Raw genomic sequence first — 18,305 nt, 5'->3', positions numbered from 1 at the left:
GCTGCCGGCGCGAAGGACCGGTGAGCCCGCCCTCACAGGCCGCCGAGCTGCGCCGCCGCCCGGATGGCCAGCCACACCTCGGCGAAGTCGCCGGTCGCCGACAGGTCACGCCCGGTCAGCGCGCCGAAGCGGCGCAGCCGGTACGACAGCGTGTTGGGGTGGATGTGCAGGGCCCGCGCGGCGTCGTCGACGCGCCGGTCGCGCTCCATCCACGTCCGGACCGACGCGATCAGGTCCGACCCGTGCTCGGCGTCGTATCGCAGGACGTCGCCGAGCACGTGCTCGACCAGGGCGGCCAGCACGCCCACGTCGTCCGGCAGCCACCGGCCCATCCTGTCCTCGCCGTAGGCGACCAGCGGCCTGCCCGCCTCGGCGGCGCGGGAGGCCGCCCACAACGCCTCGCGCTGGGCGACGCGCAGCGACGACCCGGGCGGCAGGGGGCGGCTGACGCCGGCCGCGATTCCCGGGATCTCGCGCAGCGCCGCCCCCGCCCGGGACGCTCCGTCTCCGCCGGAATCGACGGTCGGCGCCTTCGCCTCCGCGGCGACGACGCCCGCCGCCGTCAGCACGTACAGGTCCCGGTGCCGGCGGAGCATGAGGTGCGGGTGCTCGCCGAGGGCCTGGACGACGGCGTCGTCGACGGCGTCGCGCACCACGAGCAGCACGACGTCGCGGTCCGGCGGCAGGCCCATCAGGGCGAGCCTGCGCCGGGCGGTCTCCGGGTCGAGCACGTCCTGCAGCAGTTCGGCCAGTGTCTCCGCGCCCTGACGGCGCAGCGTCTCGCGTTCGCTGCGCACCATCGTCACCCGGAGGGCGGCGACGGTCGCGATGTGCTGGACCACGGCCAGCCCGGCCGGACGGGCGCCCTCCCGCTCGAAGGCGACCAGAAATCCGGCCGGCCCGCCGGGCGCGGGGACCGGGAGGGCGAAGCCGCCGGGGATCGTCGGCGGCGCGTCCGCGGACGCGGGCAGCCGTACCGACGGCGGGGGCGCCGGCACGCCCGGCAGCAGCGGGCGGCCCTGCGGCGTGCTCAGGTAGATCTCGTAGCCCGACAGCCGTTCGAGCCGGCGGAACAGCCCGGCCGTGTCCAGTCCCTCGAACGCGAGCCAGCGCAGCGCGCCGAACACCTGGAGCTGGGCCCCCAGCCGCTGGTGCGCGTCCTCCTGAACGGCCGCCGCGACCTCCTGCGCGATCGCGATGAACGGCACGGCCAGCGGCACCTCCAGCACGGGGAATCCCCGCTCCTCGGCGGTGTCGAGGAAGGACCGGCGCAGCGGCGGGACGTGCAGGCCCGCGCTGAGCGCGAGCGCGGCCACCCCCGCGTCGTCGAGCCGCTCCAGGTACGCGCGCTGCGCCGCGGCGGCGCGGGGGACTCCGATGCCGGTCGTCATGATGACCTCGGCCCCGAGCAGCCAGGGCGTGGGGTCCTCCAGTTCGCTGACGTGGGCCCAGGAGACCGACCTGCCGAGGCCGCGCTCGCCCGCCAGCACCCGCAGCTGGAGCGCGGGGGAGCGCAGCAGGTCCTCCACGGTGTTGTGCCCGTCCACAACGGTCACCCTATTTCCCATGATTACCCTAATTGTCCTGACGTGGGCGATTAGGCAGACGCACACGGTCTCCCTTGACCTGGAGGAACTCATGACGACGGCAGCTCCCTCCGCCTCGGCCGGGCTTCGTACGGTGGTGGAGCCGGGGGTGCGGCCGTGACGCGGGTCGCGGCCGCGCAGCTCGCGCTGCGGGTCGGCGAGCCGGAGGCGAACCGCGCCGCCGCCGAGGCGGCGATCCTGGAGGCGGCCGGGGCCGGTGCTCGGCTGGTGGTGCTGCCCGAGCTCGTCAACAGCGGCTATGTCTTCACCGGCGCCGATGAGGCCAGGAGCCTCGCCGAGCCCGCCGACGGCCCGACCGTCACCGGCTGGGCCCGCCTCGCCCGTGCCGGCCGGCGAGCGCCCGGTGCTGGTCGCGTACGCCCAGGTCGCCGCCGCGGCCAATAGCATGTTCGTCGCCGTCGCCGTCGCCGACCGGTGCGCGGCCGAGCGCGGCGTCGACTGGGTCCGCGGCACGTCGCTGATCGGCCCGGACGGATACCCGCTGGCGGGTCCCGTGTTCAGGGACGGGCCGGCCGTGCTGGTCGCCGACTGCGACCCGGCCCGCGCGAGGGACAAGGCCACCGGCCCGCGCAACCACGTCCACCGCGACCGGCGCACGGATCTCTACTGAAACGGATCCCCGTCCGCGCCTTCCACGTGGCCTACGATCTGATCGGCCTGCTCGCGCCCGGGAAGGCCTGACGCCAGGGGGAGAAGCCGTGATCGTCGACCTGTCGGTGCCCGTCGTGAACGGCATGCCCGTCTACCCCGGCGATCCGGAGGTCGAGATCGCGCCCGCCCTCACGGTGGCGGCCGAGGGCGTCAACGTCCTCGGCCTGCACCTCGGCTCCCAGTCCGGCACCCACGTGGACGCGCCGTTCCACATCGACGACGCGCTGCCGACGCTGGACGACCTGCCGCTGGAGCGGTTCCTCGGGCCTGCGGCGGTCCTCGACGTCCGGGGCCTGCCGCCGCGCTCACCGGTCACCGCCGGAATGCTCGAGACGGTGGCCGGACGACTGCGGCCGGGCACCGTCCTGCTCGTCGCGACCGGCTGGGACGAGCACTGGGGGACGCCGGAGTACCTGGCCCACCCGTACCTGGCGGCGGAGACCGCACGCCTGATCGCCGCCGCGGGCGTGCGTACGGTCGGCATCGACGCGCTCAGCGTCGACCCGACGTCGCGGCCCGCCGGCGACGACGCGGCGGGGGCCTCAGCAACCGGAGCGGCCGGAGCAATCGGGGCGGCCGGAGAACCGGGCGGGGATCTGCCGGCGCACCGGGCCCTGTGCGGGGCGCACGCCGTGATCGCCGAGAATCTGCGCAACCTGGATCCCCTGCTGGAGGCCCAGGCCGCCGGCCGTCCCATCGAGGTCTCGCTGTTCCCGCTGCGCCTGGCCGGCGCGGACGGCGCCCCCGTCCGCGCCGTCGCCCGGATCGGCGGAGTCTGAGGCCTGTCCACTGCCCGAGTGAAAGCGGTCGCTTACTGGAGATCCGCACCGGCGCGGCGGCCCTGGAGGATTGGGGCTCCAGGGGAACCACACACGTCGGGACGGGGGTCACGGTGAGCAGTGTCACCGAGAAAGCGATCGGGAAAGCGATCGGGACACGGGCGGGGACGGGCGGCACGGGAGCCGGCACGCGCGCCCACGCGCTGCTCTTCCAGGCCGCGGTGGCGGCGGAGGACGGCCGGGAGCACGACGCGCGAGCCCTGCTCGGGGAGGTGCGCGCCGGGCTCGACCCCGACGCCGACCCCCGGGACATGCTGGCCATGTACTACCTGGCGGGCCTGTCCGGCCGGCTGGAGGGGGAGGAGGGCGTCAACCTCTACCTGCGTCGTTATCAGCGTCCGCAGATCGATTTGTTCTATCTCCTCGCGCGGCACCTTCCGCTCGTACGCGCCGGGCACCTCGCCAACGCGTACCTGCTCGACCACCTGGGCGAGGACGTACGCGTCGCCACCCTGCTGTCGATCGGCATCGGGCAGGGCCACCAGGAGAGCGCGCTGCTGGCCGAGGCAGCGGCACGGAACCTGCCGCTGCGCCGCCTCGTGGTCGTCGGGGTGGACCCGGCGGCCGCGGCCCTGGCCGACGCCGAGGCCAACCTGCTGCGCGCCGGCGCGGAGCACGGGATCGAGGTGACCTTCCACGCGGTGCCGCGCGCCACGGAGGCCCTGGACGACGACGACTGGAAGCTGATCGGGCAGGCTCAGGGGCCGCTGCTCGCGGTGGCCTCCTTCGCCCTGCACCACATGCTGAACCCGCGTCCCGGGCACGACGCGCGCGACGTCTTCCTGCGGCGGTTGCGCTCCCTGGAGCCCGCCGCCGTCGCGCTGTGCGAGCCCGGCTCGGACCACCACCAGGTGGGCCTGGCCGAGCGGTTCGCCAACTCCTGGGAGATGTTCGGCACACTCTTCCAGGCCATCGACGGCCTGCCGCTCGGCCGTGCCGAGCAGGACGCGATGAAGAGCTTCTTCGGCAGGGAGATCCTGAACATCGTGGGCGCCGTGGACGAGGCCGGCCGGTACGAGCGGCACGAGCCCACCGCCACCTGGCTGCGCCGCCTGCGGCGCTGCGGATTCACGCCCACCGTGCCCGCGGTCAGCGAGGACCTGGCACGGGTGCTGACGGCGCCGCCGGACTTCACCCTCGACGTGGAGCCGGACCACGTCCGGCTCGGCTACCGGGACGTGCCCCTGCTGGCCGTGATGACGGCCGTGCCGGGCGCCGACTGACGGCCGTGCGTGGGGGACGTCAGCGCGTCCCCCACGAGTACGTCTGCTTGTGGAGCTTGAGGTAGACGAACGTCTCGGTCGCCCGCACGCTGGAGATCGCGCGGATCTTCCCGAGGATCTCCAGCAGGTGGGTGTCGCCCTCGCAGACCACCTCGACCATGATGTCGACCGAGCCGGCCGTGAGCACCACGTAGTCGATCTCGGGAATCTGCGCCAGCTCGTCGGCGACCCGCTCCAGGTCGCCCTCGCACTTGATACCGATCATGGCCTGGCGGGGGAAGCCCAGGGTGAGCGGGTCGGTGACGGCGACGATCTGCATGACGCCGAGGTCGAGCAGGCGCTGCACGCGCTGGCGCACGGCGGCCTCCGACAGCCCCACCGCCTTGCCGATGGCGGCGTACGGCTTTCGCCCGTCCATCTGAAGCTGCTCGATGATCTGCTTGGAGATCTCGTCGAGCACCACCGGCCCACCCTTCGCGGCAGCCGCGCGAGCCTTAGGCGGAGTCGTCATCCTCGGGGGGTGTCCTCTCTCGGCGGGCTTCGGCCGCCGTAGCGACCTCGTGTTACAGCACCGTTGTTGACATGTTGCGATCGTGGTCTGACATGTTGTCAGCTCAACCGCCTGCGTCAAGCGATTTCGTAGCAATTTGGTATCTTAGCGACGAAATCCCTTGTCGTAGGCTCTTTCCTCTGTCAGAGTCGCGACAACTCAGCCACCTCAACAGGAGGTCAACGGTGACCACCCGTCTCCAGAACTTCGTGAACGGGAAGTTCGTCGACGCCGCGAGCGGCCGTTTCTCCGACGTCGTAGACCCTACGACGGGCGAGGTCTACGCCCAGGCGCCGGTGTCGGGTCAGGAGGACGTCGACGCCGCGTACGCCGCCGCGACGGCCGCCTTCGAGACGTGGGGACAGGCGACGCCGGGCGAGCGCGCGGCGCTGCTGCTGAAGGTCGCCGACGCGATCGAGGCCCGCGCGGACGAGATCAACGAGGCCGAGTGCCGTAACACCGGCAAGCCCCGCGCCCGGATGGCCGAGGACGAGACCCCGATCGCCGCCGACCACTTCCGGTTCTTCGCCGGTGCGGCCCGCACCCTGGAGGGCCCCACCGCCGGAGAGTTCCTCGCCGACCACACCTCGGTGATCCGGCACGAGCCGATCGGCGTCATCGGCCAGGTCACGCCGTGGAACTACCCGATGATGATGGCGGTGTGGAAGATCGCCCCCGCTCTCGCGGCCGGCAACACGATCGTGCTCAAGCCGTCCGACACGACCCCGGTCTCCACGCTGAAGCTGGCCGAGATCCTCGGCGACGTCCTGCCGGCCGGCGTCTTCAACGTCGTGACCGGCGACCGGGAGACCGGCGCCATGGTCGTCGGGCACCCGGCCGCGAGCATGGTCGCGATCACCGGCTCGGTCGGCGCGGGCATGGCGGTCGCCAGGACCGCCGCCGACGACGTCAAGCGGGTCCACCTGGAGCTGGGCGGCAAGGCCCCGGTCGTGGTCTTCGAGGACGTCAAGGACATCAAGGCCGTCGCCGAGGCGGTCGCGGGGGCGGGCCTCTACAACGCCGGCCAGGACTGCACGGCCGCCTGCCGGGTGCTCGTGCAGGAGAGCATCCACGACGAGTTCGCCGCGGCGCTGGCGGAGGCCGCCGCCGCCACCAAGGTGGGCGGTCTCGACGTGGACGACGCCTACTTCGGGCCGCTGAACAACGCCAACCAGCTCGACCGGGTCGAGGGCTTCTTCCAGCGGCTCCCCGAGCACGCGAAGGTCCTCACCGGCGGCGCCCGCGTCGGCGACAAGGGGTTCTTCTTCGCCCCCACGGTCGTGGACGGGCTGAAGCAGGACGACGAGATGGTGCAGGACGAGATCTTCGGTCCTGTCATGACCATCCAGACGTTCACCGACGAGGCCGACGCGCTGGCCAAGGCCAACGGCGTCCGCTACGGCCTGTCCGGCTCGGTGTGGACCTCCGACCACGGCCGGGCGATGCGGATGTCCAAGCGGCTCGACTTCGGCGTGGTCTGGGTCAACACCCACATCCCGTTCGTGTCCGAGATGCCGCACGGCGGCTTCAAGCACTCGGGCTACGGCAAGGACCTGTCCGTCTTCGGCCTGCACGACTACACCCGTGTCAAGCACGTCATGCACTACATCGGCGAATAGGTGCGTCCGGCTCCGGCCGGACGTCCCTATCGAAAAAGAGGGATAAGCCTGGAATGACAGAGATCCAGGCGGGCCCGGGGGCAGCCGTCGCGGCTGCCCCCGTATCAGGAGACGTGCCCGCCATCGAACTCGACAACGTGGTCAAGGAGTACGTCTCGCACGGCGAGGTCGTACGGGCGGTCAAGGGCGTGAGCCTCGCCATCGCGGAGGGGGAGTTCTTCTCCCTCCTGGGCCCCTCGGGGTGCGGCAAGACCACCAGCATGCGAATGATCGCCGGGTTCGAGGACCCCACACAGGGGGTTGTCAGGCTCCACGGGGAGGACGTCACGAACGTCCCGCCGAACAAGCGTGACATCAACATGGTGTTCCAGTCCTACGCGCTGTTCCCGCACATGAACGTCTGGGACAACGTCGCGTTCGGGCTCAAGCGCAAGAAGGTCCCCGACGCGGAGATCAAGCGCCGCGTCGGTGAGATCCTCGAGGTCGTCGACCTGGTCGGCCGGGAGAAGCGCCGGCCGAAGGAGATGTCGGGAGGCCAGCAGCAGCGCGTCGCGCTCGCCCGCGCCCTGGTCAACCGGCCCCGGGCGCTCCTGCTCGACGAGCCGCTCGGCGCGCTCGACCTCAAGCTCCGCCAGGCCATGCAGATCGAGCTCAAGCGCATCCAGCGCGAGGTCGGCATCACGTTCGTCTACGTGACGCACGACCAGAGCGAGGCGCTGACGATGAGCGACCGCATCGCCGTCATGAACGACGGCCTCGTGGAGCAGCTCGCCGATCCCCGCGAGATCTACGAGCGGCCCGCCAGCAAGTTCGTGGCCGGGTTCATCGGCACGTCGAACCTGCTGAGCGGCACCGTGCAGCAGGTGGGCGCAGACACCGCCGTGCTCGCCATCGGCCAGAGCGACCGGATCCTGATCCCTGCGCACGGCACGCTCTCGGCAGGCCAGAGCGTCGACCTCACGGTCCGGCCGGAGAAGATCAAGATCGCGAAGGACCGGCCCGAGGGCGATCTCAGCGTCGTGCGGGGGACGGTGGCCGAGGTCGTCTACCTCGGCACCTCCAACAGCTACGTCGTGGTGCTCGGCGACGGCGCCGAGATCACGGTGTTCGAGCAGAACGCGAACGACAGCACGATCACCGCCGAGCGAGGCGACTCGGTCTGGCTCTCCTGGCAGCCCTGGCACTCCTACGCCTTGCGATAACACCCCGAACCCCCCGGTACATAGAACCCGGAGCACCGAACCCCAATGAACCACCCCTACAGGCAGGACCCCGCCTTCCTCCGTGGCATGACCCAGCGCCGGCTCGGCAGGCGCGACGCCTTCCGGCTCGCGGGCCTGTCGGCCGCCGGGCTCGCCCTCGCCGCCTGCGGTGTGCAGGGCAAGGGCACGGCCAAGCCGACCTCCTCCGCGCAGGCCCAGTCCGAGGTGGAGAAGTTCTGGTCGGGCAAGGCGAAGAACGGCCACGTCGACTTCGCCAGCTGGCCGCTCTACATGGACCCCAAGCAGCCCGAGCTCAAGCAGTTCACCCAGCAGACCGGCATCACGGTGAACTACAAAGAGGTCATCCTCGAGATGCCGAGCTGGTTCGCCAAGATCCAGCCGCAGCTCGCCGCCGGGCAGTCGATCGACTACGACCTCATGATCGTCACCAACGGCCTGCACTTCGAGCAGCTCGTCCAGCTCGGCTACCTGGCGCCGCTCGACCACTCCAAGCTGCCGAACTTCGCGGCCAACGCGGCGGAGCAGTACAAGCACGAGTCGTACGACCCGGGCAACGTATACAGCGTCCCGTGGGCCTCCGGCATGACCGGCATCGCGTACAACCCGAAGTACGTCGACACCCCGCCGACCAGCATCGCCGACCTGTGGAACCCCAAGTACAAGGGCAAGGTCGGCATGATGTCCGACTCACAGGAGATCGCCAACTTCGGCCTGTTCGCGATCGGCGCCGACCCCGACAAGTCCACCGAGGCGGACTGGGAGAAGGCCGCGGCCAAGCTCCAGGAGCAGCGCGACGGCGGCATCGTCCGCAAGTACTACGACCAGGCGTACATGGACCCGCTGGCCAAGGGCGACATCTGGCTCACCATGGCGTGGTCCGGCGACGTCTTCCAGAAGAACGTCTCCGACGGCACGGACCTCAAGTTCGTGGTGCCGCAGGAGGGCGGGACCATCTGGACCGACAACATGACGATCCCGAAGACCGCGACGAACCCGGTCGACGCGATCATGTTGATGGACTTCTTCTACGGCCCGGACGTGGCGGCGCACCTAGCGGAGTACATCAACTACGTGACGCCGGTCCCGGCCGCCAAGGACGTCATCGCCGCCGACGCGGCCAAGGCGTCCGGGGACAGGAAGAAGCTCCTGGAGGAAGTGGCGAGCAGCCCGCTGGTGTTCCCGAGCGAGCAGGACACCGCCAGGCTGCGCAACTACGTGAAGTTCAAGACGCCGCAGGAGCAGAAGAAGTTCGAGTCCATCTTCCAGGCGATCACGACGTCATGAGCAGGCTCAAGGCTTCGCTGACGCCGTACCTGCTGCTCTTCCCCGGCACGCTCTGGCTGGCGATCTTCTTCGTCATCCCGACGGTCGTCATGCTGTCGCTGTCGCTGCAGTCGGGCGACGTCGTCAACGGCTACGCGTTCACGTTCAACTGGCACAGCTACGTCGACGGGATCAGCACCTACCACGACCAGATCATCCGGTCGCTGGTGTACGGCGTGATCTCGACGGTGCTCCAGATCGTCATCGGGTTCCCGGTGGCGTACTGGATCGCCTTCAAGGGCGGCAACCGCAAGTCGGTCTACCTGTTCCTGCTGCTGCTGCCCTTCCTGGTGTCGTTCGTGCTGCGCACCATCTCCTGGCAGTTCTTCCTGTCCGACAACGGCATGCTGCTCGGGCCGCTGAAGTCGATGGGCCTGGTGCCGCAGGACTTCCACATCCTGGCCACGAGCGCGGCGGTCATCGGCGGCCTGGCGTACAACTTCCTGCCGTTCATGATCCTGCCGATGTACGTGGCGCTGGAGCGGATCGACCCGCGCGTCCTGGAGGCCGCGCAGGACCTCTACGCGAGCAAGCTGCAGACCTTCCTGCGCGTCGTGCTGCCGCTGTCGCTGCCGGGCGTGTTCGCCGGCGTGCTGATGACGTTCGTGCCGGCCACCTCCGACTACGTCAACGCCTCCGTGCTCGGCGGCACCAGCAACACGATGATCGGCAACGTCATCCAGAACCAGTTCCTGGTCAACCAGGACTACCCGATCGCCTCGGCGCTGTCGTTCACGCTGATGGCCCTGCTGCTGGTGGGCATCTTCGCGTACGCCAAGGCGCTCGGCACCGAGGACGTGCTGGAGGTGGCGGCCCGATGAAGGGTGGCCTGCTGCGGGGCCGCGGTCTGCAGATCTACACCTGGCTGGTGATCGCGTGGCTCGTGCTGCCGATCGCCGTCATGATCCTGTTCGGCTTCAACGACACCCACGGCCGGTACAACACGGCCTGGCAGGGCTTCACGCTCAAGTGGTACGGCAAGTTGTTCGAGATCGGCGACCTCACGCAGGCGCTGGTGAACTCGCTGCTCATCGCCGTGCTGACGATGCTGGTCGCCGGGGTGCTCGGGTCGCTGATCGGGCTGGCGCTCGGCCGCTACCGCTTCCGCGGCTCCGGGGCGATGAACCTGGTGATGTTCGCGGCGATCTCCTGCGCCGAGATCGTCATGGGCGCGTCGCTGCTGTCGCTGTTCGTCACGCTCGCCGTGCCGCTCGGCTTCTGGACGATCCTGATCTCGCACGTCATGTTCTCGATCTCGTTCGTGGCCGTGACCGTGCGGGCCCGGGTGATGACGCTCGACTCCTCCCTGGAGGAGGCGGCCCGCGACCTCGGCGCGGGGCCGTGGACGACGTTCCGGCTGGTCACGCTGCCCATGATCTTCCCCGGCGTGATGGCGGGCTCCATGCTGGCCTTCGCGCTGTCGATCGACGACTTCGTCATCACCAACTTCAACTCCGGCGGCACCATGACGTTCCCGCTGTGGATCTGGGGCGCCACCCGCGTCGGCCTCCCGCCGCAGGTGAACGTCATGGGCACGCTGATCTTCGCGGCCGGCGTGCTGATCGCCGTGGTCAACGCCCTGATGGCCCGCCGCCGCAGCTGACAGACCCTGCAAGAACCTGTGAGATCCCCCGGGATCTCGAGGGGAAGTGAAATGTGTGAGTCCGCTGAAAGCTCTCGCTGACGCGGAGCGCAAACCGTACTGGCTGGACCGGTCGATCGCACCCGAGCCGCTGCCCCCGCTGACGGGGGAGGTCACGGCGGACCTGGCGGTGGTCGGCGGCGGCTTCACCGGTCTGTGGACCGCCCTGATGGCCAAGGAGCGCGACCCCTCGCTCGACGTGGTCCTCCTGGAGGGCCGCGCGGTCGGGTGGGCCGCCTCCGGCCGCAACGGCGGCTTCTGCGCGGCGAGCCTGACCCACGGGCTCGGCAACGGCCAGGACCGCTGGCCCGCGGAGATCGCGACCCTGGAACGGCTCGGCCGGGAGAACCTCGACGAGATCGAGCGCACCCTCACCCGATATGGCGTCGAGTGCTCCTTCGAGCGGACCGGCGAGCTGCGGGTGGCCACCGAGGAGTGGCAGCTCGCCGGGCTCGACGAGGAGGTCAGCGCGGCGGCCTCGCTCGGCGGGCGGCTGGAGCGGCTCGACCGCGAGCAGGTGCGGGCCGAGGTGGACTCCCCGGCGTATCTCGGCGGGGTGTGGGACCGGCAGGGCGTCGCCATGGTCGACCCGGCGCGCATGGCGTGGGGACTGCGCGACGTCTGCGTGCGGCTGGGCGTGCGCGTCTTCGAGCACACGCCGGTGCGCTCCCTGCACGACGACGGCCTCGTGCTCGAACTGGGCACGCCGAAGGGCCGGGTCCGGGCCGGGCGGGTGGCGCTCGGCACCGGCGCCTTCCCTCCGCTGCTGCGCCGGCTCAGGCACTTCCTCGTGCCGGTGTACGACTACGCGCTGATGACCGAGCCGGTGCCGGACGACCTGATGGCGGAGATCGGCTGGCGCAACCGTCAGGGCATCGGCGACTCGGCCAACCAGTTCCACTACTACCGGCTGACCGACGACAACCGGATCCTGTGGGGCGGCTACGACGCCGTGTATCACAACGGCGGCCTGGTCAGGACGGAGTACGACCAGCGCGACGCCACGTTCGAGAAGCTCGCCACGCACTTCTTCGAGACGTTCCCGCAGCTGCACGGCCTGCGCTTCACGCACAGATGGGGCGGGGTCATCGACACCTGCAGCCGGTTCAGCGCCTTCTTCGGCACGGCGTACGGCTCGCGCCTCGCCTACGCCGCCGGATACACCGGCCTCGGCGTGGGGGCCACCCGCTTCGGGGCCAATGTCATCCTCGACCTGCTGCAGGGCCGGGTGACCGAGCGTACGGAGCTGCGCATGGTGCGGGACAAGCCGATGCCCTTCCCGCCCGAACCGGTGCGGTCCGGCGTCATCCAGCTCACCCGCTGGGCCATCGCCCGGGCCGACGAGCACGAGGGCCGCCGCAACGCCTGGCTGCGCACCCTCGACGCCTTCGGCGTCGGCTTCGACTCCTAGTACTCCAGCCGTAGATCATGATCTTCAGGTCCCGTTCCCGCGTCCGGGCTTTACTCCGTGCACATGGCTGACCACCGTGGCCCGGGACGACCTGATCGAGCGGGCGGGCGTGTTGTCCTCCGCGAAGCTCAGCGAGGTTGGAGAAGCCCTCCGTGCCGCTGGAGAGAGGAGGGAGTGGACCCCGATGACGGCTGCCAGGATCAGCGAGATCAAAGATGCCCGCCGTCTCGAAGGACTCGAGTAGCGGACGCCTGTCCGTAGGCGAAGCCGGCCCCTGACCGGTCAGTGCGGACGGGGGCAGCGTGACAGTGCTGAATGAGCCAGGTGCCCGCCGTCCGCTTGACCACGAGGGACAGGCGTGCCGGACTCGCCTCACCACTGAGAGAGCGGCCGTGTGTGCAGGCGCCGATGAACGAGCGCGCGGGTCCGGACGTCCACCACCTCCGGCTTGTTGAACACGCGGAAGACAGTCGCCGGCGATACCCCCGCAAAAGGCGCGCGCCAGCTCTCAAATCGTTGCCACGGTCGTACATCAGCGCATCTCGCTGTAACCGGTTTCATGTAACCGGTTGCACGAAATTATGCGAGGCGTCGTATCAGTGTCAATGACCACCGCAGATTTTCTGCACGTTATTTTTCTGTGACTTGACAGAAATGGTGGCGTTCTGTGGGATTTCCACTGACAGGCCGATGTCGCACTGTTGCCGCGGGGCCCGGCCTTCTCATCGCATCTCGCAGTCACCCTTCCTCTCCGTTCGAAGGAGTCCCAGGTGTCTGCTGGACGAATCCGTCTCGCCGCCGGAGTGCTGGCCGCCGGCATACTCGCCGCGGGCTGCGGCGGCTCACCCTCCACCGGATCCGGGTCGGCCGAGGGCGAGATCACATTGACCCTCAACCTGTTCGGGAACATGGGCTTCAAGGAGCTCTACGCCAAGTACGAGGCCGCTCACCCCAACATCAAGATCATCGAGAGGACGTCGGCGTACAACGACCACCACCGCAACCTCGCGGCGCACCTGGCCACCGGCAGCGGCACCGCCGACATCGAGGGGATCGACACCGGCTTCATCGCCCAGTTCAGGAACCAGCCCCAGCACTTCGCCGACTTACGCAAGTACGGGGCCGACCAGCTCAAGGACCGCTGGCTGCCGTGGAAATGGGAGGCGTCGCTGGCCAAGTCGGGGGCTCAGATCGGCTACGGCACCGACGTCGGCGGCCTGGCCATGTGCTACCGCCGCGACCTGTTCGAGAAGGCCGGGCTACCCACCGACCGTGACGAGGTCTCCAAGCTCTGGCCCGACTGGACGTCCTACTTCGAAACCGGTAAACGCTACACCGCCAAGAAGCCCGAAGGCGCCGCATTCTTCGACGGCGGCCCCCAGGTGTTCAACGCGATGATCGGTCAAGCCGAAACCGGCTACTACGACAGCCAGGACAACGTCGTGGTCGCCACCAACCCGGTTGTGCGCTCCGCCTACGACCAGGTGATCAAGGCCGTGACCGACGGTCAGTCGGCCAAGCTCGTCGGCAGTTCGCCCGCCTGGAACACCGGCTTCGCCAAGAGCCAGTTCGCCACCATCGCCTGCCCCGCCTGGATGCTCGCCAAGATCCAGGACCAGGCCAAGGCCTTCGCCGGGCAGTGGGACGTGGCAGCCATCCCCGGGGGCGGCGGCAACTGGGGCGGCTCCTACCTGACCGTCCCCGCGCAGGGCAAGCACCTGAAGGAGGCCGTCGACCTGATCGCCTGGCTGACAGCGCCAGAACAGCAGATCGAGGTGTTCTCCAAGCACGGCATCCTGCCCTCCACCCTCGCCACCTACGACAAGCCCGAGGTGACCGAACTCAAGAGCGAGTTCTTCAACAAAGCGCCGATCGGGCAGATCTTCACCACCGCCGCCCGCAAGCTCAAGCCGCAACACCAGGGCCCGAGGGCCGGCGACATCCAGACCGCCATTCGCGACGCGATCAACCGCGTCGAGGAGGGCAAGCAGAACGCCGACGAGGCGTGGACGCAGATGCTCGGGGACGTCGAGCGCATCAGCAAGTGACGCGCGCCGACCCGCGAGAGCCGGTGACGGCGGGCGGCCAGGGCCCGCCGTCGCCACCCTTACCCCCCGAGGAGCCGACCATGACCTCCGTCAGATCAGGGCCCCGGCGCCGCTGGGCCTACCAGCTCGACGTCAAGGGCTCGCCGTACCTCTACATCGCCCCGTTCTTCCTGCTGTTCGGTGTGGTGGGCATGTTCCCGCTGCTGTACACCGCGTACGTCTCGCTCACCGACTGGGACCTGCTGGAGCCGACCCATGAGTGGGTGGGGCTGACCAACTATGCCGAGCTGCTGGCCGACGACTACTTCTGGAACGCGCTGTTCAACACCGTCAGCATCTGGCTGTTGTCCACCGTGCCGCAGCTGCTGGCCGCGCTGTTCATCGCGCACATGCTCAACCGCAGGCTGCGCGCCCGCACCCTGTTCCGGATGGGCGTGCTGCTGCCCAACGTGACCTCGATCGTCGCGATCACGATCATCTTCGCCCAGCTCTTCGGCCGCGACTTCGGCATGGTCAACTGGGCCCTCGACCTGGTGGGCCTGGATCCGATCGACTGGCAGGCCGGGACACTGTCCTCGCACGTCGCGATCTCGTTGATCGTCATCTGGCGGTGGACCGGCTACAACGCCCTCATCTACCTGGCCGCGATGCAGACCATTCCCGAGGGTCTGTACGAGGCCGCCCGGCTGGACGGCGCGAGCCAGTTCACCCAGTTCCGGAAGATCACCGTGCCGATGCTCCGCCCCACGATCATCTTCACCGCCGTCGTGTCCACCATCGGCGGCTTCCAGATCATCGCCGAGCCGCTGCTGTTCCAGGCCGGCACCGGCAACCCGACCGGTGGCTCGGACCGCCAGTTCCAGACCGTCGGCCTCTACCTCTACGAGCAGGGCTTCGGCCTGTACAAGTTCGGCTACGCCTCGGCGATCGCCTGGGCCCTCTGCGTGATCATCGTGGTCATGGCGCTCGTCAACTTCGCCATCACGCGCAAGATCAGGAGCAACTGACATGGCAATCGTCACGGCCGTCCAACGCCGCCTGAACCCCCGGGGAGCCGGGTTCTGGACCTACGCCGCGCTCGTCGCCGTGCTGCTCGGCTCGCTGTTTCCCATCTACTGGTCGCTGGTCGTGGCGTCCAACGACAACGACGCCATCGCCAGCGTTCCGCCGGTCCTCACCCCCGGCGGCCACCTGTTCGAGAACATCGCCCGGGTCTTCGACACCACCCCGTTCGGCAAGGCGATGCTCAACTCCATCCTCGTGTCCGGCTCGGTCACCATCTCGGTCGTGCTGTTCTCCACGCTGGCCGGCTTCGCCTTCGCCAAGCTGCGCTTCCGCGGGCGCAATGTGCTGCTCCTCCTGGCCATCGCCACCACCACGGTGCCGCAGCAGCTCGGCATCATCCCGCTGTACATCCTCATGGCGGAGTTCGGGTGGACCGGCAGGCTCCAGGCGGTGATCGTGCCCGGCCTCGTCACCGCGTTCGGCGTGTTCCTCATGACCCAGTACCTCTCCAGCGCCATCCCCGACGATCTGCTGGAGGCCGGCCGCATCGACGGGTGCAGCACGCTGCGGCTGTTCTGGCACGTCGTGCTGCCCGCCGCCCGCCCGGCCGCCGCCGTGCTCGGCCTGTTCACCTTCATGCATGCCTGGAACGACTTCTTCTGGCCGCTGGTCGTCCTCACGCCGGAAAACCCCACCGTCCAGCTCGCGCTCTCCAGCCTGGCCAGCGGTTACACCACCGACTACGCGCTCGTGCTCACCGGCACCGTGCTCGCGATCGTGCCCGTCGTGGCGGTCTTCGCCGTACTGGGCCGTCAGATCATCGGGGGAATCATGTCAGGAGCGATCAAGGGATGACCCGGGAACGCACGGCCTTTCCCGCCGGATTCGTGTGGGGGACGGCCACCGCCGCCTACCAGATCGAGGGCGCCGTGGACGCCGACGGGCGCGGGCCCTCCATCTGGGACACGTTCTGCCGGGTCCCCGGTGCGGTGGCCGGGGGCGAGAGCGGCGAGCACGCCTGCGATCACTACCACCGCTGGCAGGAGGACGTGGAGCTGATGGACCGGCTCGGTGCCGGCGCCTACCGCTTCTCTCTGGCCTGGCCCAGGATCATGCCCGACGGCGACGGCCAGGTGAACCAGCGCGGCCTCGACTTCTACCGGAGGCTCGCCGACACCCTGCGCGAGCACCTCATCGAGCCGTACGTCACCCTCTACCACTGGGACCTGCCCCAGGCGCTGGAGGACCGCGGCGGCTGGCGCGACCGCGACACCGCCGAGCGTTTCGCCGACTACGCCGAGGTCGCACACGAGGCGCTGGGCGACACGGTGTCACGGTGGATCACGCTGAACGAGCCCTACTGCTCGTCCATCGTCGGCTACGCCGAAGGCCGCCACGCACCCGGCGCACGCGAGGGTCACGGCGCGCTCGCCGCCGCCCACCACCTGCTGCTGGGCCACGGCCTCGCGACGGCCAGGCTGAGGGCGCGGTCGCGACCGGGACAACAGGTCGGCATCACGCTCAACATGTCTCCCACGGTGCCCGCGTCCGGCTCGGCGGCAGACGCCGACGCGGCGCGCAGAAAGGATCTGCTGGTCAACCGGCAGTTCACCGACCCACTGCTGCTCGGCGCCTACGCGGCCGACATGGCGGAAACCTTCGGCGCGATCAGCGACTTCTCCTTCCGCCGCGAGGGCGACCTGGAGATCATCGGTGCTCCGCTGGACTTCCTGGGCGTCAACTACTACTACCGCATCCACGCCGCCGCGGCGCCGTACGAGCAGGCGGACCCCGCGCTGCGCTCCGCCTTCGATCTCGGGGTGCGCAGCGTCACCCCGGACGGCGCGCAGACCAGCGGGCTGGGCTGGCCGATGGAGCCGCAAGGGCTCCACCAGACTCTCCTCGGACTGACCCGGCGCTACCCCGCGCTACCGCCGATCTTCATCACGGAGAACGGCTACGGCGACGACGGAACTCTCGACGACACCGGTCGCATCGGCTTCCTGCGCGACCACCTGGCCGCCATCCGCGCGGCGATGGCCGACGGTGTGGACGTGCGCGGCTACTTCTGCTGGTCGCTGCTCGACAACTTCGAGTGGGCCCGCGGGTACGCCGCCCGGTTCGGGCTCGTCCACGTCGACTACGAGACCCAGACCCGCACCGAGAAGGCGAGCTTCCACTGGCTGCGCGAGTTCATCGCGAAGCAGGGTGAAGATCCTGGCACCTAGGTCGGGCGGCTCCCAGGCGAGCCGTCAGGGGGTGAGCCAGCGCAGGGGGTTCTCGTGCGTGATGAGACGCAGCGTGCCGTCGTCCACGCCGGCCTCCCGCAGGGCCGGGACGACCGATGAGAACAGCCGGCCGTAGCCCTGCCCGCCGTACCCGTCCAGGTGCTCCCGCAGGCGTACGCCGCTGCTGAGCAGGACACGCTCGGCGTGCCCGGCGTCGAGGAGGGTGAGGACGTCCTCGGCGTCGTCCACGCTCACGTACGCGCCGGTCTCGGCGATCTTGCGCTGAGCCAGCGGGTCGCCGGTGCGGGCGCTGAGACGCCGGGCGGGAACGTTCTGCGAGAGCAGGAGCTCCAGCAGTTCCAGGCCGCCCGTCGCGACCGGCAGGTCGGTGCGCAGCGAGGCGCGGGCGGCCGCGACGACGGCCCGCTCCTCGGCGGGGGTGGGCGTCTCGTCCCACGCGGCGGTGAGGATGACGCCCGGCCGCGCGCCCGTCCCGTCCAGTCCGGCGCCGATCTCGTGCAGCAGGTCGGCGGTCAGGTCCTCCACGCCGTACCGCGTGATGGCCTCACCCGCGAACGGCTGCGCGGCGAAACCGGTGGCGGCCACGATCGGGACGCGCGCGGCCATCGAGATCCGGGCGAGCGCGGCCGGGTCGCGCGCCATGCCAATGCAGCTGTGCTCCACGACGAGGCCCAGCGCCTGCTCCCTGCCGAGATGCTTGATCTCGGCCAGCACGTACCGCTCCTCGTCCAGCCACCGGCGGGGATCGGAGTCGACGCCGATGCCCCAGCGGGTGTCAGTGCGCAGGTGCTCGTACGGGAGCACCGGCCCGTTGATCTCGGCGACGGGGACGGCGCCCGTGACGGTCTGGATTCGGGGAAAAAGTGCGCCGGACATGAACGGACATTAACTGATTTTTTGTCTAAACCGCTCCTG

The 18,305-nt window shown here is 69.7% G+C and carries 17 protein-coding genes; 14 read left to right on the top strand and 3 right to left on the bottom strand.

All coding sequences use genetic code 11. The annotated features are described in order from the left end of the window. Positions 1-32 precede the first annotated feature (32 nt). Positions 33-1,556 (bottom strand): PucR family transcriptional regulator ligand-binding domain-containing protein, encoded by a 1,524-nt coding sequence (locus AB0O28_RS36930; RefSeq protein ID WP_363647242.1) that lies wholly within the window; start codon positions 1,554-1,556, stop codon positions 33-35. A gap of 147 nt (positions 1,557-1,703) precedes the next feature. Between AB0O28_RS36930 and AB0O28_RS36925 the strand changes: the two genes are divergently transcribed. The 4 genes from AB0O28_RS36925 to AB0O28_RS36910 all read left to right on the top strand — a co-directional run bounded on the left by AB0O28_RS36925 (position 1,704) and on the right by AB0O28_RS36910 (position 4,320). Continuing rightward, positions 1,704-1,991, top strand: coding sequence for a nitrilase-related carbon-nitrogen hydrolase (locus AB0O28_RS36925; RefSeq protein ID WP_363647241.1), 288 nt, complete (start codon positions 1,704-1,706; stop codon positions 1,989-1,991). Continuing rightward, positions 1,951-2,217, top strand: coding sequence for a hypothetical protein (locus AB0O28_RS36920; protein WP_363647240.1), 267 nt, complete (start codon positions 1,951-1,953; stop codon positions 2,215-2,217). The genes AB0O28_RS36925 and AB0O28_RS36920 overlap by 41 nt, the downstream gene beginning before the upstream one ends. 88 nt (positions 2,218-2,305) lie before the next feature. Next, positions 2,306-3,037, top strand: coding sequence for a cyclase family protein (locus tag AB0O28_RS36915; protein WP_363647239.1), 732 nt, complete (start codon positions 2,306-2,308; stop codon positions 3,035-3,037). 113 nt (positions 3,038-3,150) lie between these two features. Beyond that, a complete protein-coding gene (locus AB0O28_RS36910; protein ID WP_363647238.1) occupies positions 3,151-4,320 on the top strand; it encodes a GRAS family protein in 1,170 nt (389 codons plus the stop codon). Between the two features lie 19 nt (positions 4,321-4,339). Here the strand turns inward: AB0O28_RS36910 and AB0O28_RS36905 are convergent, their stop codons facing one another. Then, a complete protein-coding gene (locus AB0O28_RS36905; protein WP_363647237.1) occupies positions 4,340-4,831 on the bottom strand; it encodes an Lrp/AsnC family transcriptional regulator in 492 nt (163 codons plus the stop codon). 224 nt (positions 4,832-5,055) lie between these two features. Here AB0O28_RS36905 and AB0O28_RS36900 point away from each other — a divergent pair, with 224 nt between their 5' ends. The 10 genes from AB0O28_RS36900 (at position 5,056) to AB0O28_RS36855 (ending at position 17,369) form a co-directional block, all read left to right on the top strand. Further along, on the top strand, positions 5,056-6,489 hold the full coding sequence (locus AB0O28_RS36900; RefSeq protein ID WP_363647236.1) for a gamma-aminobutyraldehyde dehydrogenase: 1,434 nt from the start codon (positions 5,056-5,058) through the stop codon (positions 6,487-6,489). A 53-nt stretch (positions 6,490-6,542) separates the two neighbouring features. Continuing rightward, entirely contained in the window at positions 6,543-7,691 is a 1,149-nt protein-coding gene (locus AB0O28_RS36895) for an ABC transporter ATP-binding protein (RefSeq protein ID WP_363647235.1), read from the top strand. A gap of 45 nt (positions 7,692-7,736) precedes the next feature. Continuing rightward, positions 7,737-8,996, top strand: a complete 1,260-nt coding sequence (locus AB0O28_RS36890; protein WP_363647234.1) for a spermidine/putrescine ABC transporter substrate-binding protein — start codon at positions 7,737-7,739, stop codon at positions 8,994-8,996. Next, a complete protein-coding gene (locus AB0O28_RS36885; RefSeq protein WP_363647232.1) occupies positions 8,993-9,856 on the top strand; it encodes an ABC transporter permease in 864 nt (287 codons plus the stop codon). Before AB0O28_RS36890 ends, AB0O28_RS36885 begins: the two co-directional genes overlap by 4 nt. After that, the gene (locus tag AB0O28_RS36880) at positions 9,853-10,638 is read left to right on the top strand and encodes an ABC transporter permease (RefSeq protein ID WP_363647231.1); all 786 of its coding nucleotides are present in this window, start codon (positions 9,853-9,855) and stop codon (positions 10,636-10,638) included. Before AB0O28_RS36885 ends, AB0O28_RS36880 begins: the two co-directional genes overlap by 4 nt. Before the next feature lie 55 nt (positions 10,639-10,693). After that, entirely contained in the window at positions 10,694-12,088 is a 1,395-nt protein-coding gene (locus tag AB0O28_RS36875) for an FAD-dependent oxidoreductase (RefSeq protein ID WP_363647230.1), read from the top strand. A 770-nt stretch (positions 12,089-12,858) separates the two neighbouring features. Continuing rightward, on the top strand, positions 12,859-14,136 hold the full coding sequence (locus tag AB0O28_RS36870; protein WP_363647229.1) for an ABC transporter substrate-binding protein: 1,278 nt from the start codon (positions 12,859-12,861) through the stop codon (positions 14,134-14,136). Positions 14,137-14,216: 80 nt separating this feature from the next. Continuing rightward, entirely contained in the window at positions 14,217-15,143 is a 927-nt protein-coding gene (locus AB0O28_RS36865) for a sugar ABC transporter permease (protein ID WP_363647228.1), read from the top strand. A 1-nt stretch (position 15,144) separates the two neighbouring features. Next, a complete protein-coding gene (locus AB0O28_RS36860) occupies positions 15,145-15,996 on the top strand; it encodes a carbohydrate ABC transporter permease (protein WP_363647227.1) in 852 nt (283 codons plus the stop codon). Continuing rightward, positions 15,993-17,369, top strand: coding sequence for a GH1 family beta-glucosidase (locus tag AB0O28_RS36855; protein ID WP_363647226.1), 1,377 nt, complete (start codon positions 15,993-15,995; stop codon positions 17,367-17,369). Before AB0O28_RS36860 ends, AB0O28_RS36855 begins: the two co-directional genes overlap by 4 nt. A 24-nt stretch (positions 17,370-17,393) precedes the next feature. On the opposite strand, the gene AB0O28_RS36850 is transcribed toward AB0O28_RS36855, so the two are convergent. Then, positions 17,394-18,266 carry an aryldialkylphosphatase gene (locus AB0O28_RS36850; RefSeq protein WP_363647225.1) on the bottom strand — a complete coding sequence of 291 codons (873 nt, stop codon included), beginning with the start codon at positions 18,264-18,266 and terminating at the stop codon, positions 17,394-17,396. Positions 18,267-18,305 lie beyond the last annotated feature (39 nt).

It is taken from the genome of Microbispora sp. NPDC088329, assembly GCF_040685655.1.
In the GTDB taxonomy this organism is placed as follows: domain Bacteria; phylum Actinomycetota; class Actinomycetes; order Streptosporangiales; family Streptosporangiaceae; genus Microbispora.
The sequence above is the reverse complement of the archived record's forward strand: the minus strand, read 5'-3'. Positions and strand labels throughout refer to the sequence as shown.